This window comes from Mesorhizobium sp. J18, assembly GCF_007829525.1.
GTDB lineage: Bacteria > Pseudomonadota > Alphaproteobacteria > Rhizobiales > Rhizobiaceae > VLJP01.
In genome coordinates, this window is record NZ_VLJP01000043.1 from 1 (window position 1) to 17,053 (window position 17,053).

Consider the following 17,053-nt stretch of genomic DNA (forward strand, 5'->3'; position numbering starts at 1 on the left):
GCCGACCACCGGCGCCACCACCATCCGCGCCTCGGGCAACGAGCAGATCGTCCTGGACGGGCCCTTCGCAGAGACCAAGGAGCAATTGCTCGGCCTCTATATCGTCGATTGCGACAGCCTCGAGGAAGTCATCGACTTCGCCAAGCGCATGAAGGAAGGCGAGGCCGTTACCTTCGAAATCCGCCCTCTGCGCATCTTCGAAAAGGGCGTCCTGCCTGAAACGGCGAAAGTAGCATCATGAACGACTTTGCCTGGATCGAGACCGCGGTGACCGGAGCCCGCCCGCAGGCGATGGGCGCGCTTCTGCGCTATTTCCGCGATCTCGACCGGGCGGAGGAAGCCTTTCAGGAAGCCTGCCTGCGCGCAATGAAGACCTGGCCGGTCAAGGGGCCGCCGCGCGATCCGGCCGCCTGGCTCATTTTCGTCGGCCGCAATGCGGCGCTGGATTCGGTGCGCCGCGACAGCCGCAACACCGTGCTTCCCGAGGACGCGGCCATTTCCGATCTAGGTGATGCGGAGACGGACATGGCCGAGCGGCTGGACGACGCGCATTACCGCGACGACATCCTGCGGCTGATGTTCATTTGCTGCCATCCGGACCTGCCGGCCACACAGCAGATCGCGCTCGCCCTGCGCATCATATCGGGCCTCACCGTGCGGGAGATCGCCAGCGCCTTCCTCGTCAACGAGAAAGCGATGGAGCAGCGCATCACGCGCGCCAAGCGCCGCGTCTCGAAAGCCGAGGTGCCTTTCGGCGCTCCCGGCGCCGTCGAGCGCGCAGAGCGGCTGGCCTCCGTGGCCGCCATGATCTACCTGATCTTCAACGAGGGCTATTCGGCGAGCAGCGGCGAGGTTCAGGTGCGCGAGCCGCTTTGCGACGAAGCAATCCGGCTGGCCCGGCTGCTGCTGCGTCTCTTCCCCGCCGAGCCCGAGATCATGGGCCTGCTCGCCCTCATGCTCCTGCAGCATGCGCGAACCCCTGCCCGTATCGATGCCGCAGGCAATATCGTCCTCCTCGAGGAGCAGGATCGCAGCCTGTGGCATCACGACAGGATCACGGAAGGTCTGGCGCTGGTCGACAAGGCCATGCGTCATCGGCGCCCCGGAGCCTATCAGGTCCAGGCTGCGATTGCCGCGCTCCACGCCCGCGCGGCAACCCCCAAGGACACAGACTGGCAAGAGATCGAGATACTCTATCGCGCACTCGAACGTTTCCAGCCCTCACCCGTGGTCACGCTCAACCGCGCCGTCGCCGTCTTCAAGGCGAAAGGGCCGGAAGCGGCTCTCGAACTGGTCGAACCGCTGGCAGACCGCCTCTCCGGCTACTTCTATTTCCATGGCGTGCTCGGCGCCCTTCTGATGGAGCTCGACCGTACCGGCGAGGCGCGCATTGCTTTTGACAAGGCCATTTCACTGGCCCGCACCCCCGCCGAAGCGGCTCACATCCGTCAGCATATCGATCGGCTGGCGGCCGAGGGAAGCGGAAGGGCAAAAAACAAGGCTTCTGCCTGAAGAGCCTTTTCAGGCAGCAGTTTTTCAGGCCCGTTTGTCGGGATCGCTGCCGCCCGCAGCGTCCTTGATGCATCGGGGCGGGAAGCGCCCCGGAGAGGAGAGCAAAGATGCAACACCGTATCGTATCGCGTGAGGAATGGCTGGAGGAGCGCAAGGCATTTCTCGCCAGGGAGAAGGAATTCACCCGTCTGCGCGACAAGCTGAGCGCCGAACGGCGCCGGCTTCCCTGGGTGAAGATCGAAAAGAACTATGTCTTCGACGCGCAGGAAGGCAGGCAGACGCTGGCCGACCTGTTCGCGGGCCGCAGCCAGTTGATCGTCTATCACTTCATGTTCGCGCCGAGCGACGAGCAGGATGTCTGCAAGGGCTGCTGCTTCCTCTCCGATCATGTCGACGGTGCGCGGCGGCATTTCGAGCACCACGACGTGAAGTTCGTCGCAGCCTCGCGCGCGCCCCTGCCCAAGCTGGAAGCCTTCAAGAAGCGCATGGGCTGGACCTTCGACTGGGTCTCGTCCAGCGGCAGCGACTTCAACTACGACTTCCACGTCTCCGTCAGGGACGAGGATCTGGTCGACGGCAAGGTCTTCTACAATTACGAGCTGACGACGCCCTGGCGCGATTTCCACGAAGGCGAGATGCCCGGCATCAGCGTATTCTACAAGGACGAGAAGGGCGCCGTCTTCCATACCTATTCGTCCTATGCGCGCGGCGGCGACATATTGATCGGAGCCTACAACTATCTTGACCTGACGCCGAAAGGCCGCAATGAAGACGAGATCATGGGGTGGATGCGCCGCCACGACGAATATGATGACGCCAGGGACCATGCCTCCTGTTGCCATTCCGGCTAACCGACAAAAACTGGCGATCAGTATGGATCTGGTCCCCCGACATAATTTCGTCCCTGACGGTTTACATCGCCGGCCCATGCCCTAAGCTTCCTGAAGAGGTGCGCCCATCGCCTGCCTCTTCACCGGCGTCAGCATTTCGGCGCTGCAAACCAAAACCCCAGGAACGATTGAGAGCCAGATATGACCGAAGTCAAAAGCGGCGACGTCGTGCGTATTCACTACACCGGCAAGCTGGCAGATGGCACGGAGTTCGACTCCTCGGCTGGCCGCGAGCCGCTCGAATTCCAGGTCGGAGCGGGACAGATTATAAGCGGGCTGGAGCGTCAGGTGGAAGGCATGACCGTGGGCGAGCGCGAAACCGTCACCATTCCCGCCGACGAGGCCTACGGACCGCGAGACGAGCGCCAGGTGCAAATAGTGCCCCGTGAGGCATTCCCGCAGGATCTCAACCTTGCCGTCGGCTCCCGCCTGCAGGCCAATACCCAAGACGGGAGGCAGATCGCGTTGACGGTTACCGATATCCGTGACGATCAGGTGACCGTTGACGCCAATCACCCGCTGGCCGGCCGTGATCTCATTTTCGACGTTGAGGTTGTGGAGATCGTAGCAGCGGCCTGAGCGGGCTCTAAGCCGCGAATACCGGATTATTGCGGCAGCGCATCCGGCGCGTACTGCTCCAGGAATTCCTTGCTCGGCGGGATCGGCTTGATGATGTCGATCAATACGCCATTCGGATCGGCGGTGATGAAATGCCGCTGGCCGAAATCCTCGTCACGCAGTTCGAGCAGGATTGGCAGGCCGGCAGCCTTCGCGCGCTCATATTCCGCGTCGGGATCTTTCACCTCGAAGTTCAGAAGCAAGCCCGACACCTTGCCGCGGCCGCTTGCCGGTATGGTGGAATGGTTGCCGTCGAGGATGGCGAGATTGACCCGCTTGTCCTCCGCCGACTGCAGATGAACATACCAGTCGCTCTCGAACAGCGGCTTGAAGCGGAAATGCTGGACATAGAAGGCTGTCGTCCCCGCAACATCGTCACTCATGATGACGGGATAGTAGCTGGTCGTTTTCATCGGGGTTCCTTTCGGGCTTTTGTTCCTGTCGCAAGTAACATACATTCTGCATGTATTTTTCAAATAACATACAGGCTGCATGTATGCAAGATAGAAAACCTCGCACCAATGTCGAACGGACGGAGGCCACCCGCACCGCTCTCATCGAGGCCGCGCGCAAGCTGTTCGTGGAGAAATCCTATGCCGAGACCGGAACGCCGGAGATTGTCGCCGCTGCCGGCGTCACGCGCGGCGCCCTCTACCACCATTTCGCGGACAAGCAGGCTCTGTTCCTCGCGGTCGTCGAGCAGGAATCCGCCCGCGTCGCCGAGGAGATAGAAAAGGCTTCGGTCGGCTCATTTTCTCCGCGCGAGCAGCTTGTCGCCGGCGGAACGGCTTTCCTCGACGCCATGGCCAAGGACGGACGGACACGCCTGCTCCTGCTCGACGGACCGGCAATCCTCGGCCGCGCCGTCATGGACGAGATCGATGGGCGGCACGGAAATCGCACCTTGCGCGAGGGTCTCGTGGGCGCCATGCGCGCCGGCGCGATCAGAAAGCTGCCGGTCGAGCCGCTGACGGCATTGCTGGCTGCTGCCTTCGACCGCACCGCCCTCTCAATCGAAGCAGGCGGCGACCCGACCGCCTATCGGGAGGTGCTGGCAGCCCTCATCGACGGGCTGGCGCCGGCGGGTGATGCCGCTCGGCCATAACGCTCAACGGAAGATCGCGTCACCCTGCTCGTCGACGAGCTGTTTCCCCTTCCGCAGCGAATGGGCGGCCGCATCGTCGGCGGAGGGGAACCTGTCGGCGCGGATAAAACGATGTTCCTTCATCACGCCGTCGATCTCCTTCGAAATCACGCCGCAGGTCTGATACTGCCCTCCCTCGGCGAAAGGCGTTGCCCGGATGGTGTAGCCATTGTGCTCGGTCTCGGCAGTCACGGCCGGTGCCGCGGCATCATTGCCATTCCCGGAATTGAGACCGAAAAGACGTTTCAGGAAGGACATGGGCTACCTCCATGCGAAAACCGGCCCCGCAAATCGGGGACCGGCTTTGTCACTACCGGCCCGCGGGCCGGTCGGCAAGGCTTATGGCTTTAGCGGCGAAAGAGTGCTTCCAACGCGTCGGCCGCGTTTTCGAGGATCGCGATGGCTTCTTCGCGCCGCGCCGCTTCGGCATCGAGCGCGTCGGCCAGCGCTGCCCGCAGCCGCCGCCGCACCTGGCGCAGCTTGCGCAGGCTCTCGGGCATTTCGCGTTCGCGCGGATCGGGGCCTTCGCCGCCGTCCCGCCAGTCGAACCATTCGCGGGCGCGCGCCATCTTGCGGCCGAAGCGTTCGAGCTGCTCCAGCGCTGCCTCAACGGTTGCCCGATTGCCGGCGAGATGTTCGCTGCCGGCCTCCGTTATGGAATAGATCCGCTTGTTGCCCTCGGCCTCCGAGCGCACAAAGCCTGCCTCCTCGAGATAGGTGAGCGTCGGGTAGATCACACCCGGGCTCGGGCTGTAGAAACCGCTGGAGCGCTCTTCCAAAGCCCGGATGATGTCATAGCCGTGGCGGGGCGTCTCCTCGATCAGCGCAAGTGCAATGAGCCGCAATTCGCCATCGCCGAACAGCCGGCCGGCGCGGAGCATGTCGCGCCCGCCCCCGCCTCCGCCAAAGCCTCGCCCCCTGCGGCCTCTCGGGCCGAAACCGAAAGGGCCGCCCCTGCCGGCCATGAAGCGGAGAACATCGCCCCCGCATGAATGCCTGTGTCTATGCATGTTTGATTCCTTACATTGTTTCTTACGATATATCTTAGATACGCGCGCGGTTACCCATAATCAAGATATATCTTAAGATAAATCGCAACGCGGCCTGCCGCCGCTCATGAGACTGCCTGATTCAGGCGAGATGCAGGACGATTTCCCGCCGGTGGGGCCGGTCGCGATGTTCGAAGAGATAGATGCCCTGCCAGGTGCCGAGCGCCAGTTCGCCGCCCGTTACCGGAATGGAAAACGAAACGCAGGTGAGCGCGGCCTTGATATGTGCAGGCATGTCGTCTGGCCCTTCGAGCCGGTGGACGAGATAGTCCATCGCCGGATCGTCGGCCGGCGGCACCAGCCTGCGGAAGAAGGCGTCGAGATCGCGGCGAACGTCCGGATCGGCATTTTCCTGGATGAGAAGCGAGCACGAGGTATGGCGGACGAAGACAGTCAGCAGGCCCGTTTCAACGCCCGAGCTCCGGGCAAAGGCTTCCGCCCTCTCGGTGAACTCGTAAAGGCCTTGCCCGGAGGTTTCGATAACCAGTGTCGTCTGGCTCACATGCGTCTCCTGATGCGGCCGCGATCGTCGGCTCGGCGCCGGTCCGCTTCATCCAGTGCGAGCCTGCGCCGGGATCACGAAGCGGCGACCAGTCGGGCGAGCGGAGGCATCATTATCGTCTCGGCCAATTTTCCGGCCTGTTGGAAGGCCACTGGAAATTCTCCGGACTGTACATGTTTCGGCCTGGATTGTTGAGATAGAGCTGCTCGCCGACCAGACAGTCATACGGGGCCGCCGCCTGCGCCAGGATCACGGGAGGCGGCGCCGGTTGCGCTGGCGGCCGCCGCGCGATTTCCAGCAGCAATTTGCGGCGTATGGCCGCCGGAAATTCGGCCCAGTCATTGATCGCAATGGCGAAGGAGCCTGGCCCTCCTATGACGCAATTCTCAAAATACACATCCAGATGCGCCACATCGTTGCCGCTGAAGTTCACCTTGTCGGCCATCACCGGCAGACCGTTTATGACGATCCCCTGCTCCACTGCGACGTCCCGCGCCGCCGTCACCGGGGGCCCCTCATTGTTGCTGCCGTCGCCCGAGATATCGATCACCCGTCGGCTGGCTTCATGCGGGCTCTCGGCCAGAAGATCGACGCCGAAATTGATGGCGCCGGAGATTGACGTCCGGCGCGGCTGCTGTGCGGGTATCCGGTCCAGTCTGGCGGCAAACGCCGCCGCGTCCTCGGCACTGGCGATCATCGTCCAGGGCACGATGAGCTTCTGTGACGTCACACCGGCCCATTCAAAATAGGCCAGCGAAATCCTGCCATACGGGCCGGAGGTGATAGCCCTTACGACTTCAGGATCGGTCAGCGCGGCGGCATAGCCCTCGCGCTGGATTTCGAGCTCGTCCCTCGACATCGACACGGAGATGTCGACCGCCAGCACCAGTTCAAGGTCGACCTTTTCCTGTGCGAGGTCGATCCTGTCCGGTGATTGAGCAGATGCGGGAGTGGCGGCTGTCGCTGCAGCAAGGCATATGCCAGCAAGAGTGCGGAGTGGATGCCGTCCCATGCCCCAAGGTAACACGGCAACACGAATTGCAAAGCAAACTTTTCGCAACCGATACTTGCCTTGCTGCCGCTGCCGCATCGCCAGCTTTGTAAGGGCGGGTCGCGTCCATAGCGCCCTCAACCCACGGCGCCTGTTACAGGCGCAGGTTTGCCATTGGTAAGAAAGTAAGATATCTTACCATCATGCGCAAAAAAACCGCCACATCGCGAATAAGCTCGAAGAGCCAGACTGTGATTCCGCGCGAAATCCGCGAGAAGCTGAACCTCGCGCCGGGCGATCAGCTCCAGTATATCGAGACCGATCACGGCATCATGATAGAAAAGGCACGGACCATCGAAGACGATCCGTTTGCGGCTTTCGGCGAATGGTCGAGTGCAGCCGACGAAGAGGCCTATGCCGACCTCTGACACCCCCGAAGCGGGTTCGATCGCGGTATTGCCATTTCCCTATGCGGATCGCCTTGCCGAAAAGCGGCGCCCCGCCCTGGTGGTCTCTGCGCCCGCCTTGGCACGGGGTCACGGAATTGTCTGGGTCGCCATGGTGACGAGCGCGAAAAACGAACGATGGCCCGATGACATAGCAATATCCGATCTCGACCGCGCCGGTCTGACCAGCCCTTCTGTCATCCGGCCGGTGAAAATCGCCACTGTGGACAGTACACGGATATTGCGAATAGCCGGTTCTGTGTCGAAGGACGAGCTGAACGCTGCCAGACAAACGCTCACTCGACTTCTTGGCAATCTCTGACGGAATACACTGGTTTCAACAGAAAAAGGGCAGCACATTGGCCGCCCCTTTATTCTGTCTTCGGCATCACCTGCCGTCAGCTATCCAGGAAGCTCCTGAGCTTGCGGCTGCGGCTCGGATGCTTCAGCTTCCTGAGCGCCTTGGCCTCGATCTGGCGGATACGCTCGCGCGTCACCGAAAACTGCTGGCCGACTTCCTCCAGCGTATGGTCGGTGTTCATGCCGATGCCGAAGCGCATGCGCAGCACACGCTCCTCGCGCGGCGTAAGCGATGCCAGCACCCGCGTCGTCGTTTCGCGCAGATTGGCCTGGATCGCCGCGTCGATCGGCAGGATCGCGGACTTGTCCTCGATGAAATCGCCGAGGTGGCTGTCCTCCTCGTCGCCGACAGGCGTCTCCAGGCTGATCGGCTCCTTGGCGATCTTCAGCACCTTGCGCACCTTTTCCAAGGGCATTGCGAGCTTCTCCGCCAGTTCCTCCGGCGTCGGCTCGCGGCCGATCTCGTGCAGCATCTGGCGCGAGGTGCGCACGATCTTGTTGATCGTCTCGATCATGTGCACCGGAATGCGGATCGTGCGCGCCTGGTCGGCGATCGAACGGGTGATCGCCTGCCGGATCCACCATGTCGCGTAGGTGGAGAACTTGTAGCCACGGCGATACTCGAACTTGTCGACCGCCTTCATCAGGCCGATATTGCCTTCCTGAATGAGATCGAGGAACTGCAGGCCACGATTGGTGTATTTCTTGGCGATTGAGATGACGAGCCTGAGATTGGCCTCCACCATCTCCTTCTTGGCGATCGCCGCCTCGCGCTCGCCCTTCTGCACCTGATTGACGATGCGGCGAAACTCGCCGATCGAGATGCCGGTCTCGGTCGCCAGGTTCTGGATCTCGGCGCGCAGGTCGCGGATCGCATCCTTCTCGTTGCGGGTGAACTCCTTCCAGCCGGCGCTGGAGAGATTGGAGATTCGCTTGACCCAGTTCGGATCGAGCTCCGATCCCTGATATTCCTTCAGGAACTCCTCGCGCCTGACGCCGTGGCTCTCGGCCAGCCGCGCCAGCCTGATTTCGTTCTGGACAAGCCGCTTGTTGATATCGTAAAGCTGCTCCACCAGCGCCTCGATGCGGGCGTTGTTGAGCGACAGCGACTTCACCGCCGTGATCAGTTCGTCCTTGAGCTCCTTGTAGCGGCGCTCCTGACTGGGCGACAGCGTGCCGGCCGCAGCCAGCCGGTTCTCGACCTGCTGGTCCTGCAGCTTGCGCAGCTTCTTGTAGGTGTCGGCGATGAGGTCCAGCGTCTCCATGACGCCTGGCTTCAGCTCGGCTTCCATCGCCGCCAGGGACAGATTGGCCTCGTCCTCTTCGTCGTCATCTTCCTCCGTCGGCGTCTCGCCGCCGACATTGGTGATGTCGTCGTCATCGCGCGAAGCGCGGCGCGGCTTTTCCTCCGCCGGCTTCTCGTCATCGTCGATGCGGGTCACAACCGGCGCCTGCTTGGCCTCGGGGCCGGCATAGGTGGCCTCGAGATCGATGATCTCGCGCAGCAGAATCTTGCCTTCGTTGAGCTCGTCGCGCCAGATGATCAGCGCCTGGAAGGTCAGCGGGCTTTCGCAAAGACCGGCGATCATGGTTTCGCGGCCGGCCTCTATCCGCTTGGCGATGGCGATCTCGCCCTCGCGCGACAGAAGCTCGACGGAGCCCATCTCGCGCAGATACATGCGCACCGGATCATCCGTCCGGTCGGTTGGCTCCTTCTTCGCCACCTGCACGACGGCGGTGCCGGTCTGCTCGGTCAGCTCGCTGCTTTCTTCCTCGCCATCGGCGTCGGAATCCTGTTCCTCGGCCGCCTCGTCATCCTCGACGACATTGATGCCCATGTCGGAAAGCATGGCCATGGTGTCCTCGATCTGCTCTGACGTCACTTCTTCCGAAGGCAGAACCGAGTTGAGCTCGTCCATGGTCACATAGCCGCGTTTCTTCGCGGCCTTGATCATTTTCTTGACTGCATCGTCGGAAAGATCGAGCAGCGGGCCGTCGCTGGCCTCGCGTTCGGTTTCGACCTCTTCCTTTTCCTTTGTCGCCATCCTGTCTCTTCTCCAAGCGGCCGAGGATCTCACGGCGCCGACGGTATCGCCGGCATAGCGGGTAACACGCCAGAACCCGCGAATCCTGCGCTATCCGCGGTTCCTTAAAGCGCGCTTAACCCTGACATCTATGGCGGGCTCCCACCCCCGTCCATATGCGGCGTCTTCGGCTCGATCCTGTTTTGATGCGGGAAGCCCCCGCAGTCCGTCGTTTCGAATCGTTCCTGATTCCGTCATTCCTGCGTTAGGTCAAGCGGCTCTGCCATGATTCGCGCGAAAAAAGCGAATCAATTCCCGAATTCGGCCTGCGCACAAAACAAGGCCCCGCTTTTCCGCGAGGCCGTCGAATATCGCGAACATCCGGTCTAGCTGCGGCCCACCCGACCGGACAGGACCCCAAAGCCTTCGATAAGCGCTTCGGTCGCCTGCACGTCACGAAACTGTGTCTGGACTTCGATCAGATGGCGGTAGTTCTCTTCCGTCGGATCGCTGGCCAGCGCCAGTTCGGCCGCTTTCAGCTCCTTATGTAGAGCGCCGGCGCTGCGGTGCAAGTGCACGGCCTGCGCAAATGCTTCCCGCGCATCCTCCAACGCGGCTTCGGGTAGTGCGGTCCACAGATTGGTCCGGCGCACCAATCCCTCGGCATTCTTCCAGATCCCTTCCAGACCCGCCGCTTCGATCGCGGCGATGACCGATGCCCTTTCATGGGCCTCATCATGCGCGACCGTATCGAGCAGCACCGCGTGCAGCCGCCGCAACTCGGGGCTTGTCAGCACGAGTTCCGCCACGGCATCGAAATATTCGTCGATCAGCGCGGGGTGGTTGACCAGGGCCACGATGATCGAGGTTTCCCTGAGCGGCAGTGCGGCGCTGGTGGAACGCACCAGCGCCGAACGGGTGAGGCTTTCGCTCACGGCGAGACGCCCGGCAGCCGCGCCGGGCCCCCCGCCATAATGGCTGCCCTGCCGGAAACCGCCGCCCTGACCTTGCCTTTGCGGCCGCGACGAACCGAAGAAGCTGTGTGCCCTTTCGCGCATCTCCTGCGCATAGTGCCGGCGCACGCTCTCGTCGCGGATGCGATTGGTAAGCTCCCGCAGTCGCTTTTCCAGCTCGGCACGCCGCTCCGGCGTATCGAAGACGCCGCCCGCGGTCTCCCGTGCCCACAGGAGATCGGCCAGCGGCTTGGCATCCGCCAGTATGGCGGCAAAGGCGTCGGGTCCGGAATCGCGCACCACATCGTCCGGATCACGTCCCTCCGGCAGGAGCGCGAAACGCACCGTGCGGCCCGCCTGGATCATCGGCAGCGCCATATCGGCAGCTCGCCAGGCCGCCCGCAGCCCGGCCTGATCGCCATCGAAGCACAGCACCGGTTCGCCGCTCATGCGCCACAGAAGTTCGAGCTGGTTTTCCGTCAGAGCGGTGCCGAGCGGCGCCACGGCATTCTCGAAGCCTGCCTGGGCCAGGGCGATCACATCCATATAGCCTTCGACGGCGATCACGGTTCTGGCCCCGTCCGGGCCGCCCTTTTGCAGGGCCTTGCGCGCGCGGGCGAAATTGTAGAGCACATTGCCCTTGTGGAAGAGCTCGGTCTCCGGCGAGTTCATGTATTTGGCCGGAATGTCGGCTGACATGGCCCGCCCGCCAAAGGCAATGATGCGCCCGCGCGAATCGGGGATCGGGAACATGATGCGGTCGCGGAACCAGTCATAGGAGACCGGCACGTCCGGCCCGTGACGCACCAGCCCGCAGGCTTCTATCTGTTCCTTCGTGACGCCCTTGCCGGCAAGAAACTCCTTCAGCCCGTTGCGGCTGTCGGTGGCATAACCGAGACGGAAGGCCTGTTGAGTGGCCGAACTGATGCCACGCTGACGCAGATAGGCGCGCGCATCGGCGCCTTCCTGCCCCTGCAGCCGTTCCTGGAAATAGCGCGCCGCCATTTCCATGACATCGGTCAGCGTCGTACGCACCTTCTCGCGCCGCTCCGCCTCCGGGTCCCGCGCCGGCATCGGCACACCCGCCATTTCGGCAATGCGCTCCACCGCTTCAGGAAAGCTCATGCCGTCATGTTCGGTCAGGAAACGGAAATGATCGCCCGAAACCCCGCAGCCGAAGCAGTGATACCGGCCCTTCTTGTCCTCGCAATGAAAGCTCGGCGTCTTTTCGCCGTGGAACGGACAGCAGGCCCACCAGTCGCCGCGCGCCGCATTGGTCTTGCGCCTGTCCCAGGTCACACGCGTGCCGATCACCGACGAGATCGGCACCCGGTCACGGATTTCATCGAGGAAAGAGGTCGGAAAGCGCATCGCTAATCGGTCCGGTCAGACGACCATATAAGCACCGACGCCACCCCATGCGAGCCCGGAAACCAAGTGTACCCGCTTTTCACAAGCAGTCCGGTCACAAGGCGCGGGCCTGCTCGCCCGTCCGTCCATAGGCGGCGAGGAACACGTCCACCGCCTCATTGATCAGCCGGTCCGCTTCCGCCTCGCCGATCGTGCCCGCCATTCCGAGCGACATTGCGAGGTGGTGCCTGTCCAGTATCATGCCGAAGAAGCAGCGCGCTGCGAGGTCGCTATCCTCGAATTGCAGAAGCCCCGCCTTGCGCAGATCATCCAGGAACAGCGCGAAATCGTCGCGCGCCTTCTTGGGGCCGCCCTCGAAATAGAGCCGGGCCAGATCGGGATTGTGGCGCGTCGCTTCCACCGCAAGCTGATAGAGGCTGATAATGTCCTCGTTGAGCACATTGTCCACAAGGCCGTGGCCGATGCCGATCAGAACCTCGCGCAGGGCCTCGACGCTTACCGGCCGCAGCAGAGAATGCTCGCGCTCGCCGATCCGCTCGGCCGCCCGGCGCAAGATGGCGAAGAAGAGCCCTTCCTTGTTGTTGAAAAGCTTGTAGAGCGTCGCCTTGGAGCCGCCCGAACGAGCGACGATCTTGTCGATCGAGGCACGCTCGAAGCCCTCCTCCCGAAAGACTTCGAGGGCCGCATCCATGATCTTTTGACGGCGCGCCTCGATCCGCTTGTTCACGCTCCTGCCTTCGGCTTGCTCACGTCACCCCTCCTCGACGCTTTTGGCACTCCCTGTTGCCATACCGCAAGAAGAAACAGCCTTTTGGCGGCGGAGGCATTCAGGAGGCAACGGCATTTTTCATGGGAGGGACAGTCCCCGTCAATGGAAGATGGTGCCGCACCGCATCGCGGCGAAGGGAGATCAGGTCGCCGGAGACCCGGAAAGTCTTTTTACCCGGCTAATATGATATAGTGGGAACCAGACAAGGATTCGGGGGTTTCAGCCCGATGAAAATCAATAGCTTCGGCGCCCTTCCTGATGCGCCTTTCACGGCATTCCGGGAATGAGCGGTTCGGTTGTCCTGCTGCACCTTGCTGGTGCCGTCGCATTGCTCCTGTGGGCAACGCGCATGGTACGGACCGGAGTCGAGCGCGCTTACGGAGACGTCTTGAAGCGCCGGCTGCGCGCCACCATGAACAATGCGCTGCTGGCGACGAGCTTCGGCTTGGCGCTGGCCGTCGCGTTTCAGAGCTCGACCGCCGTTACCCTGTTGGTCGGCTCCTTCGCCGGATCGGGCATCGTCACCGGCCTTGCGGGCATTATGGCGGTGCGCAGAGCGGAACTGGGCTCGGCCCTCGTCGTCAAGATCCTGAGCTTCGACCTGTCGCTGCTCGTTCCCGTCTGCCTCGTCGCGGGCACGGCGATCTTCATGACCACCGAACGCCGCGACTGGCGGCAGGTCGGACGCATCACCATCGGCGTCGGACTCATGATCCTCTCGCTCCAACTGATGGAAGAGGCGACCGAACCTCTCCGCCATAGCGAAATTCTGCCGGTGATCGTGCGCTATCTTTCCGGCGACCCGGTCACCGCCTACCTGCTCGCCGCACTTGTCACATGGCTGTTCCATTCCAGCATAGCGGCCGTCCTGCTTCTGGCCGCCCTCGGCCAGCAGGGCATCGTCCATGCCGAACTCGCAGTCGTCATGGTGCTCGGCATCAATCTCGGCAGTTCCGTCATCGCACCTCTGCTGACGCGGGGCGCCGCGCCGGCGGCTCGTGTCGTGCCCCTCGGCAATCTCCTGATGCGCGGGCTCGGCTCGCTCCTGATGCTTGCGGCATTCCTCGCCTTCGACCCGCCCGTCGGCTTCCTCGGCAGCGATGCGGAAAGGCAGATCGTCCATGCGCATATTCTCTTCAATGTGATCATCCTGGTCGCCGGGATTCCCTTGTCCGGCCTGACCCTGCGGGCAACGAAAGCGATCGTTGCCCGCATGTCGCCGCAGGATACCGCCAAGGATATCGCGGGGGTGGAGGTCAGCGCATTGGACCCGGAGGCGCTGAAGACGCCGCATCTTGCGCTTTCCAACGCCACGCGCGAAGTCGTGCGTGTCTGCGAGACCATCGAGCTGATGCTGGTAAAGATCATCGATCTCTACGAAGATGCCGATAAGGAGCGCATCGAAGCGTTGGCGGCTCTCGACGACCGGGTGGATCGCCGCCATGCCGCGATAAAGCTCTACCTGGCGCGCATCGCCAAAAGCGATATGTCGGAAGCCGACACGCTGCGCTGTCAGGAACTGCTAGACGCTTGCATCAAGCTCGAACAGGTCGGCGACATCATCGTGCGCAACATGCTCGTCCATGTGAAGCGCAAGATGCAGCGCCGCGTGGCCTTCACCCCGGAGGGCTGGCGCGAACTCGCCGCCTTTCACGCCTCGGTACTGGCCAATGCGCGCCTTGCCTTCAACGTGCTGATCTCGCGCGACAGGGAGACGGCCCTGCAGCTTGTCAAGGAGAAGGACCGGCTACGCGACCGCGAGAAGGAGACCAGCGGCCGGCATTTTTCGCGCCTTCGCGAGGGCGAGACGCAAAGCGTCGAGACCAGCACCATCCATCTCGATACGATCCGCGACCTGAAGCAGATCAATTCGCTGCTCGCTTCAATCGCCTATCCGGTGCTGGAGGAACACGGCCTCCTGCGCCACACGCGCCTCAACCCGGCTGGCTAGGGTCCTGCATGAAGGACTGCCGTCTCTGCCGGCAGTCCTTGCAGTCATGGTGAATTGTCGGGCTATGCTCTTACTGCAGCAGGCCTTTGACGATGCCGCTGGCCTTGCCGAAATCCATCCGGCCGGGGAATTTCTGCTTGAGCACGGTCATGCAGCGTCCCATGTCCCTGAGCCCGTCGGCGCCCACCTCGTCGATGACCTGCGCACAGGCCCGCTTCACGTCCTCTTCGGCGAGCGGCTTGGGCAGGAATTCCCGGATGATGGCGATTTCCTCGCGCTCCTGGTCGGCAAGCTCCAGCCGGTTGCCTTCCTCGAAGGCCCTGGCCGATTCCTCGCGCTGCTTCACCATCTTGGTGAGTATCTGCATGATCTCCTCATCGCTGACGGGGTCCTTGCCCACGCCGCGATTGGCGATGTCGCGATCCTTGATGGCGGTCTGGATCAGGCGCAACGTCGAGACCCGACGTTTATCCTGAAGTTTCATTGCGTCTTTCAATGCCTCGGCGATCCTGTCGCGCATGGCTTCATTCTCCCGTCGCAGCCACGAACCATAGCGCCGGCAACAAACCGACGCAAACCGTTTCTGGCTTTCCTAAGCCGTTGTTTTCTCGCAAGAAAATTTTTGCGGATACGGCCTGCGCGGTCATTGACCGCTCTACTGCCATCGCATATTGTCCGCGACCTGCATGGACCTTGTAGATTGAAGCACGGGGATTTGCGATCCGTTCGCGGCAGCCCGCGCTTTTCGCCGCCCATATGGCGCGAAACCGCCCTGCTTTCAAGGGCCTCTAACAATTGACGGAGTTTCTCCATGGCGACCACAACCGCTCCCTGGAGCGAAGCGAAGCCGACCGCGCTCATGGTGCTGGCTGACGGCACGGTCATCGAAGGCGTCGGTCTCGGCGCAACGGGATCGGCAGTGGGCGAGGTCTGCTTCAACACCGCGCTCACCGGCTATCAGGAAATCCTGACCGATCCTTCCTATGCCGGACAGATCGTCACCTTCACCTTCCCCCATATCGGCAATGTCGGTGCCAATGACGAGGACATCGAGGATCTGCACCCCGCTGCCCGCGCCGGCGCGGTGGGTGCAGCCTTCAAGGCCGATGTCACCAATCCTTCCAACTACCGCGCAGCCGGCCACCTCGACGATTGGCTGAAGCGGCGCGGCATCGTCGCCATCAGCGGCATCGACACCCGCGCGCTTACCGTTCTTCTGCGCGAGAAGGGGGCCGCCAACGCGGTCATCGCCCATGCGCCTGACGGCAGGTTCGACATGGAGTCCCTGAAACAGCAGGCGAAGGCCTGGTCAAGTCTCGTCGGCCTCGATCTGGCCAAGGAGGTCACTTCGGGCCAGTCATCCGTATGGACGGAGACGCCGTGGGTCTGGGATGAAGGCTATGGCCAGGCGAGCGGCGAACCGGCCATGCATATCGTAGCCGTCGATTACGGCGTGAAGCGCAATATTCTGCGCCTGCTTTCGAGCCTCGGCGCCAAGGTCACGGTGGTGCCGGCGAAGACGTCGGCGGAGGACATCCTCGCCATGCGCCCGGACGGGGTTTTCCTTTCCAACGGCCCGGGCGATCCGGAGGCGACCGGCGAATATGCCGTGCCGATGATCCGCGGCCTGCTCGATGCCGATATCCCGATCTTCGGCATCTGCCTCGGCCATCAGATGCTGGCGCTGGCGCTTGGCGGCCGCACGGTCAAGATGCATCAGGGCCATCACGGCGCCAACCACCCGGTAAAGGACTTCACCACCGGCAAGGTGGAGATCGTTTCCATGAATCACGGCTTCGCGGTCGATCGCGATTCTCTGCCGGAGGGCGTCGAGGAGACCCATGTCTCGCTTTTCGACGGCTCCAATTGCGGCATATCGCTGACCGGCAAGCCGGTCTTTTCGGTACAGCACCATCCGGAGGCCTCGCCCGGCCCCCAGGATTCGCACTATCTCTTCCGCCGCTTCGCCAACCTCATTCGTGAGCGCAAGGGCGAACCGGCGCTGGCCGAGCGGTAGAAATCATTCGCTGGCAGGGCGGACCTGGTAGCTCTGCTTCGGGTCGCCCTCGCCCCAGGAGAAGATCTGCCAGCACGTCTGTTCGCGGCTCTCCAGATCGCAGTTCGAGCCGTCCACCCAGACTTCGACAACCGTCCTGTCTTGCCTCTGCCTGATCACCGGTTCGCCGCCGAGCACGGAAAGCGGTTCCTTGTAGCCGTCGCCCGACAGCAGAATGGATAACTGGCAGCCTCCATTGCCGCAGAACGCGGTCGCGGACCCATCGCATTGCAGGTTTTGCGGATTAAGTACGTAATCCTGCTCCCCGTCGCCGTCGAAATCCGCGGTCATGATCCATGGCGAGGCTGCTGCCTGCGATATGCTGCCGCCCAGTTCCTGGCACTGTCGCCCATAGCCATCGATCACCGCTTTGACGCCGCCCGGCAGACTTCCCGCTGCGAAAGCTGGCATGGCGGC

19 protein-coding genes are annotated in these 17,053 nt (G+C 62.6%); 9 read left to right on the plus strand and 10 right to left on the minus strand.

The window, feature by feature from the left end; genetic code table 11:
- The 4 genes from L598_RS15015 to L598_RS15030 form a co-directional block, all read left to right on the plus strand.
- A partial coding sequence (locus L598_RS15015; RefSeq protein ID WP_246658768.1) for a YciI family protein occupies positions 1-241 on the plus strand: 241 nt, incomplete at its 5' end.
- Complete coding sequence (locus L598_RS15020) at positions 238-1,512, plus strand: RNA polymerase sigma factor (RefSeq protein ID WP_144863712.1); 1,275 nt, start codon at positions 238-240, stop codon at positions 1,510-1,512. The genes L598_RS15015 and L598_RS15020, both read left to right, overlap by 4 nt.
- A gap of 107 nt (positions 1,513-1,619) precedes the next feature.
- On the plus strand, positions 1,620-2,363 hold the full coding sequence (locus tag L598_RS15025) for a thioredoxin family protein (RefSeq protein ID WP_144863710.1): 744 nt from the start codon (positions 1,620-1,622) through the stop codon (positions 2,361-2,363).
- Positions 2,364-2,543: 180 nt separating this feature from the next.
- Positions 2,544-2,981: a peptidylprolyl isomerase gene (locus L598_RS15030; RefSeq protein ID WP_144863708.1), complete on the plus strand. Its 438-nt coding sequence runs from the start codon at positions 2,544-2,546 to the stop codon at positions 2,979-2,981.
- A 26-nt stretch (positions 2,982-3,007) separates the two neighbouring features.
- Here the strand turns inward: L598_RS15030 and L598_RS15035 are convergent, their stop codons facing one another.
- Positions 3,008-3,433: a VOC family protein gene (locus L598_RS15035; RefSeq protein ID WP_144863706.1), complete on the minus strand. Its 426-nt coding sequence runs from the start codon at positions 3,431-3,433 to the stop codon at positions 3,008-3,010.
- Between the two features lie 83 nt (positions 3,434-3,516).
- On the opposite strand from L598_RS15035, the gene L598_RS15040 reads away from it, so the two are divergent.
- Positions 3,517-4,125: a TetR/AcrR family transcriptional regulator gene (locus L598_RS15040; protein ID WP_144863704.1), complete on the plus strand. Its 609-nt coding sequence runs from the start codon at positions 3,517-3,519 to the stop codon at positions 4,123-4,125.
- Between the two features lie 3 nt (positions 4,126-4,128).
- On the opposite strand, the gene L598_RS15045 is transcribed toward L598_RS15040, so the two are convergent.
- The 4 genes from L598_RS15045 to L598_RS15060 all read right to left on the minus strand — a co-directional run bounded on the left by L598_RS15045 (position 4,129) and on the right by L598_RS15060 (position 6,727).
- The gene (locus L598_RS15045) at positions 4,129-4,422 is read right to left on the minus strand and encodes an HlyU family transcriptional regulator (protein WP_144863702.1); all 294 of its coding nucleotides are present in this window, start codon (positions 4,420-4,422) and stop codon (positions 4,129-4,131) included.
- Between the two features lie 89 nt (positions 4,423-4,511).
- Entirely contained in the window at positions 4,512-5,045 is a 534-nt protein-coding gene (locus L598_RS15050; RefSeq protein ID WP_246658765.1) for a PadR family transcriptional regulator, read from the minus strand.
- Positions 5,046-5,295: 250 nt separating this feature from the next.
- On the minus strand, positions 5,296-5,715 hold the full coding sequence (locus L598_RS15055) for a secondary thiamine-phosphate synthase enzyme YjbQ (protein WP_144863698.1): 420 nt from the start codon (positions 5,713-5,715) through the stop codon (positions 5,296-5,298).
- A gap of 112 nt (positions 5,716-5,827) precedes the next feature.
- Positions 5,828-6,727, minus strand: coding sequence for a DUF1194 domain-containing protein (locus tag L598_RS15060; protein ID WP_144863696.1), 900 nt, complete (start codon positions 6,725-6,727; stop codon positions 5,828-5,830).
- A 182-nt stretch (positions 6,728-6,909) separates the two neighbouring features.
- Here L598_RS15060 and L598_RS15065 point away from each other — a divergent pair, with 182 nt between their 5' ends.
- Positions 6,910-7,134 carry an AbrB/MazE/SpoVT family DNA-binding domain-containing protein gene (locus L598_RS15065; protein WP_144863789.1) on the plus strand — a complete coding sequence of 75 codons (225 nt, stop codon included), beginning with the start codon at positions 6,910-6,912 and terminating at the stop codon, positions 7,132-7,134.
- On the plus strand, positions 7,121-7,474 hold the full coding sequence (locus L598_RS15070) for a type II toxin-antitoxin system PemK/MazF family toxin (RefSeq protein ID WP_144863791.1): 354 nt from the start codon (positions 7,121-7,123) through the stop codon (positions 7,472-7,474). The genes L598_RS15065 and L598_RS15070 overlap by 14 nt, the downstream gene beginning before the upstream one ends.
- Positions 7,475-7,550: 76 nt before the next feature.
- Here the strand turns inward: L598_RS15070 and rpoD are convergent, their stop codons facing one another.
- From rpoD to L598_RS15085, 3 genes are all read right to left on the minus strand, one after another.
- On the minus strand, positions 7,551-9,557 hold the full coding sequence (gene rpoD, locus L598_RS15075) for an RNA polymerase sigma factor RpoD (RefSeq protein WP_144863793.1): 2,007 nt from the start codon (positions 9,555-9,557) through the stop codon (positions 7,551-7,553).
- A gap of 365 nt (positions 9,558-9,922) precedes the next feature.
- Positions 9,923-11,860: a DNA primase gene (dnaG, locus tag L598_RS15080; protein WP_144863795.1), complete on the minus strand. Its 1,938-nt coding sequence runs from the start codon at positions 11,858-11,860 to the stop codon at positions 9,923-9,925.
- Positions 11,861-11,954: 94 nt separating this feature from the next.
- The gene (locus L598_RS15085; RefSeq protein WP_144863797.1) at positions 11,955-12,587 is read right to left on the minus strand and encodes a TetR/AcrR family transcriptional regulator; all 633 of its coding nucleotides are present in this window, start codon (positions 12,585-12,587) and stop codon (positions 11,955-11,957) included.
- A 325-nt stretch (positions 12,588-12,912) separates the two neighbouring features.
- On the opposite strand from L598_RS15085, the gene L598_RS15090 reads away from it, so the two are divergent.
- Positions 12,913-14,580, plus strand: a complete 1,668-nt coding sequence (locus tag L598_RS15090; protein WP_144863799.1) for a Na/Pi cotransporter family protein — start codon at positions 12,913-12,915, stop codon at positions 14,578-14,580.
- Between the two features lie 70 nt (positions 14,581-14,650).
- Here the strand turns inward: L598_RS15090 and L598_RS15095 are convergent, their stop codons facing one another.
- Positions 14,651-15,100, minus strand: a complete 450-nt coding sequence (locus L598_RS15095; protein ID WP_144863801.1) for a GatB/YqeY domain-containing protein — start codon at positions 15,098-15,100, stop codon at positions 14,651-14,653.
- A gap of 291 nt (positions 15,101-15,391) precedes the next feature.
- Between L598_RS15095 and carA the strand changes: the two genes are divergently transcribed.
- Positions 15,392-16,597 (plus strand): glutamine-hydrolyzing carbamoyl-phosphate synthase small subunit, encoded by a 1,206-nt coding sequence (gene carA, locus L598_RS15100; RefSeq protein ID WP_144863803.1) that lies wholly within the window; start codon positions 15,392-15,394, stop codon positions 16,595-16,597.
- 3 nt (positions 16,598-16,600) lie between these two features.
- On the opposite strand, the gene L598_RS15105 is transcribed toward carA, so the two are convergent.
- On the minus strand, positions 16,601-17,053 hold a 453-nt coding region (locus L598_RS15105; RefSeq protein WP_210245005.1), incomplete at its 5' end, for a hypothetical protein.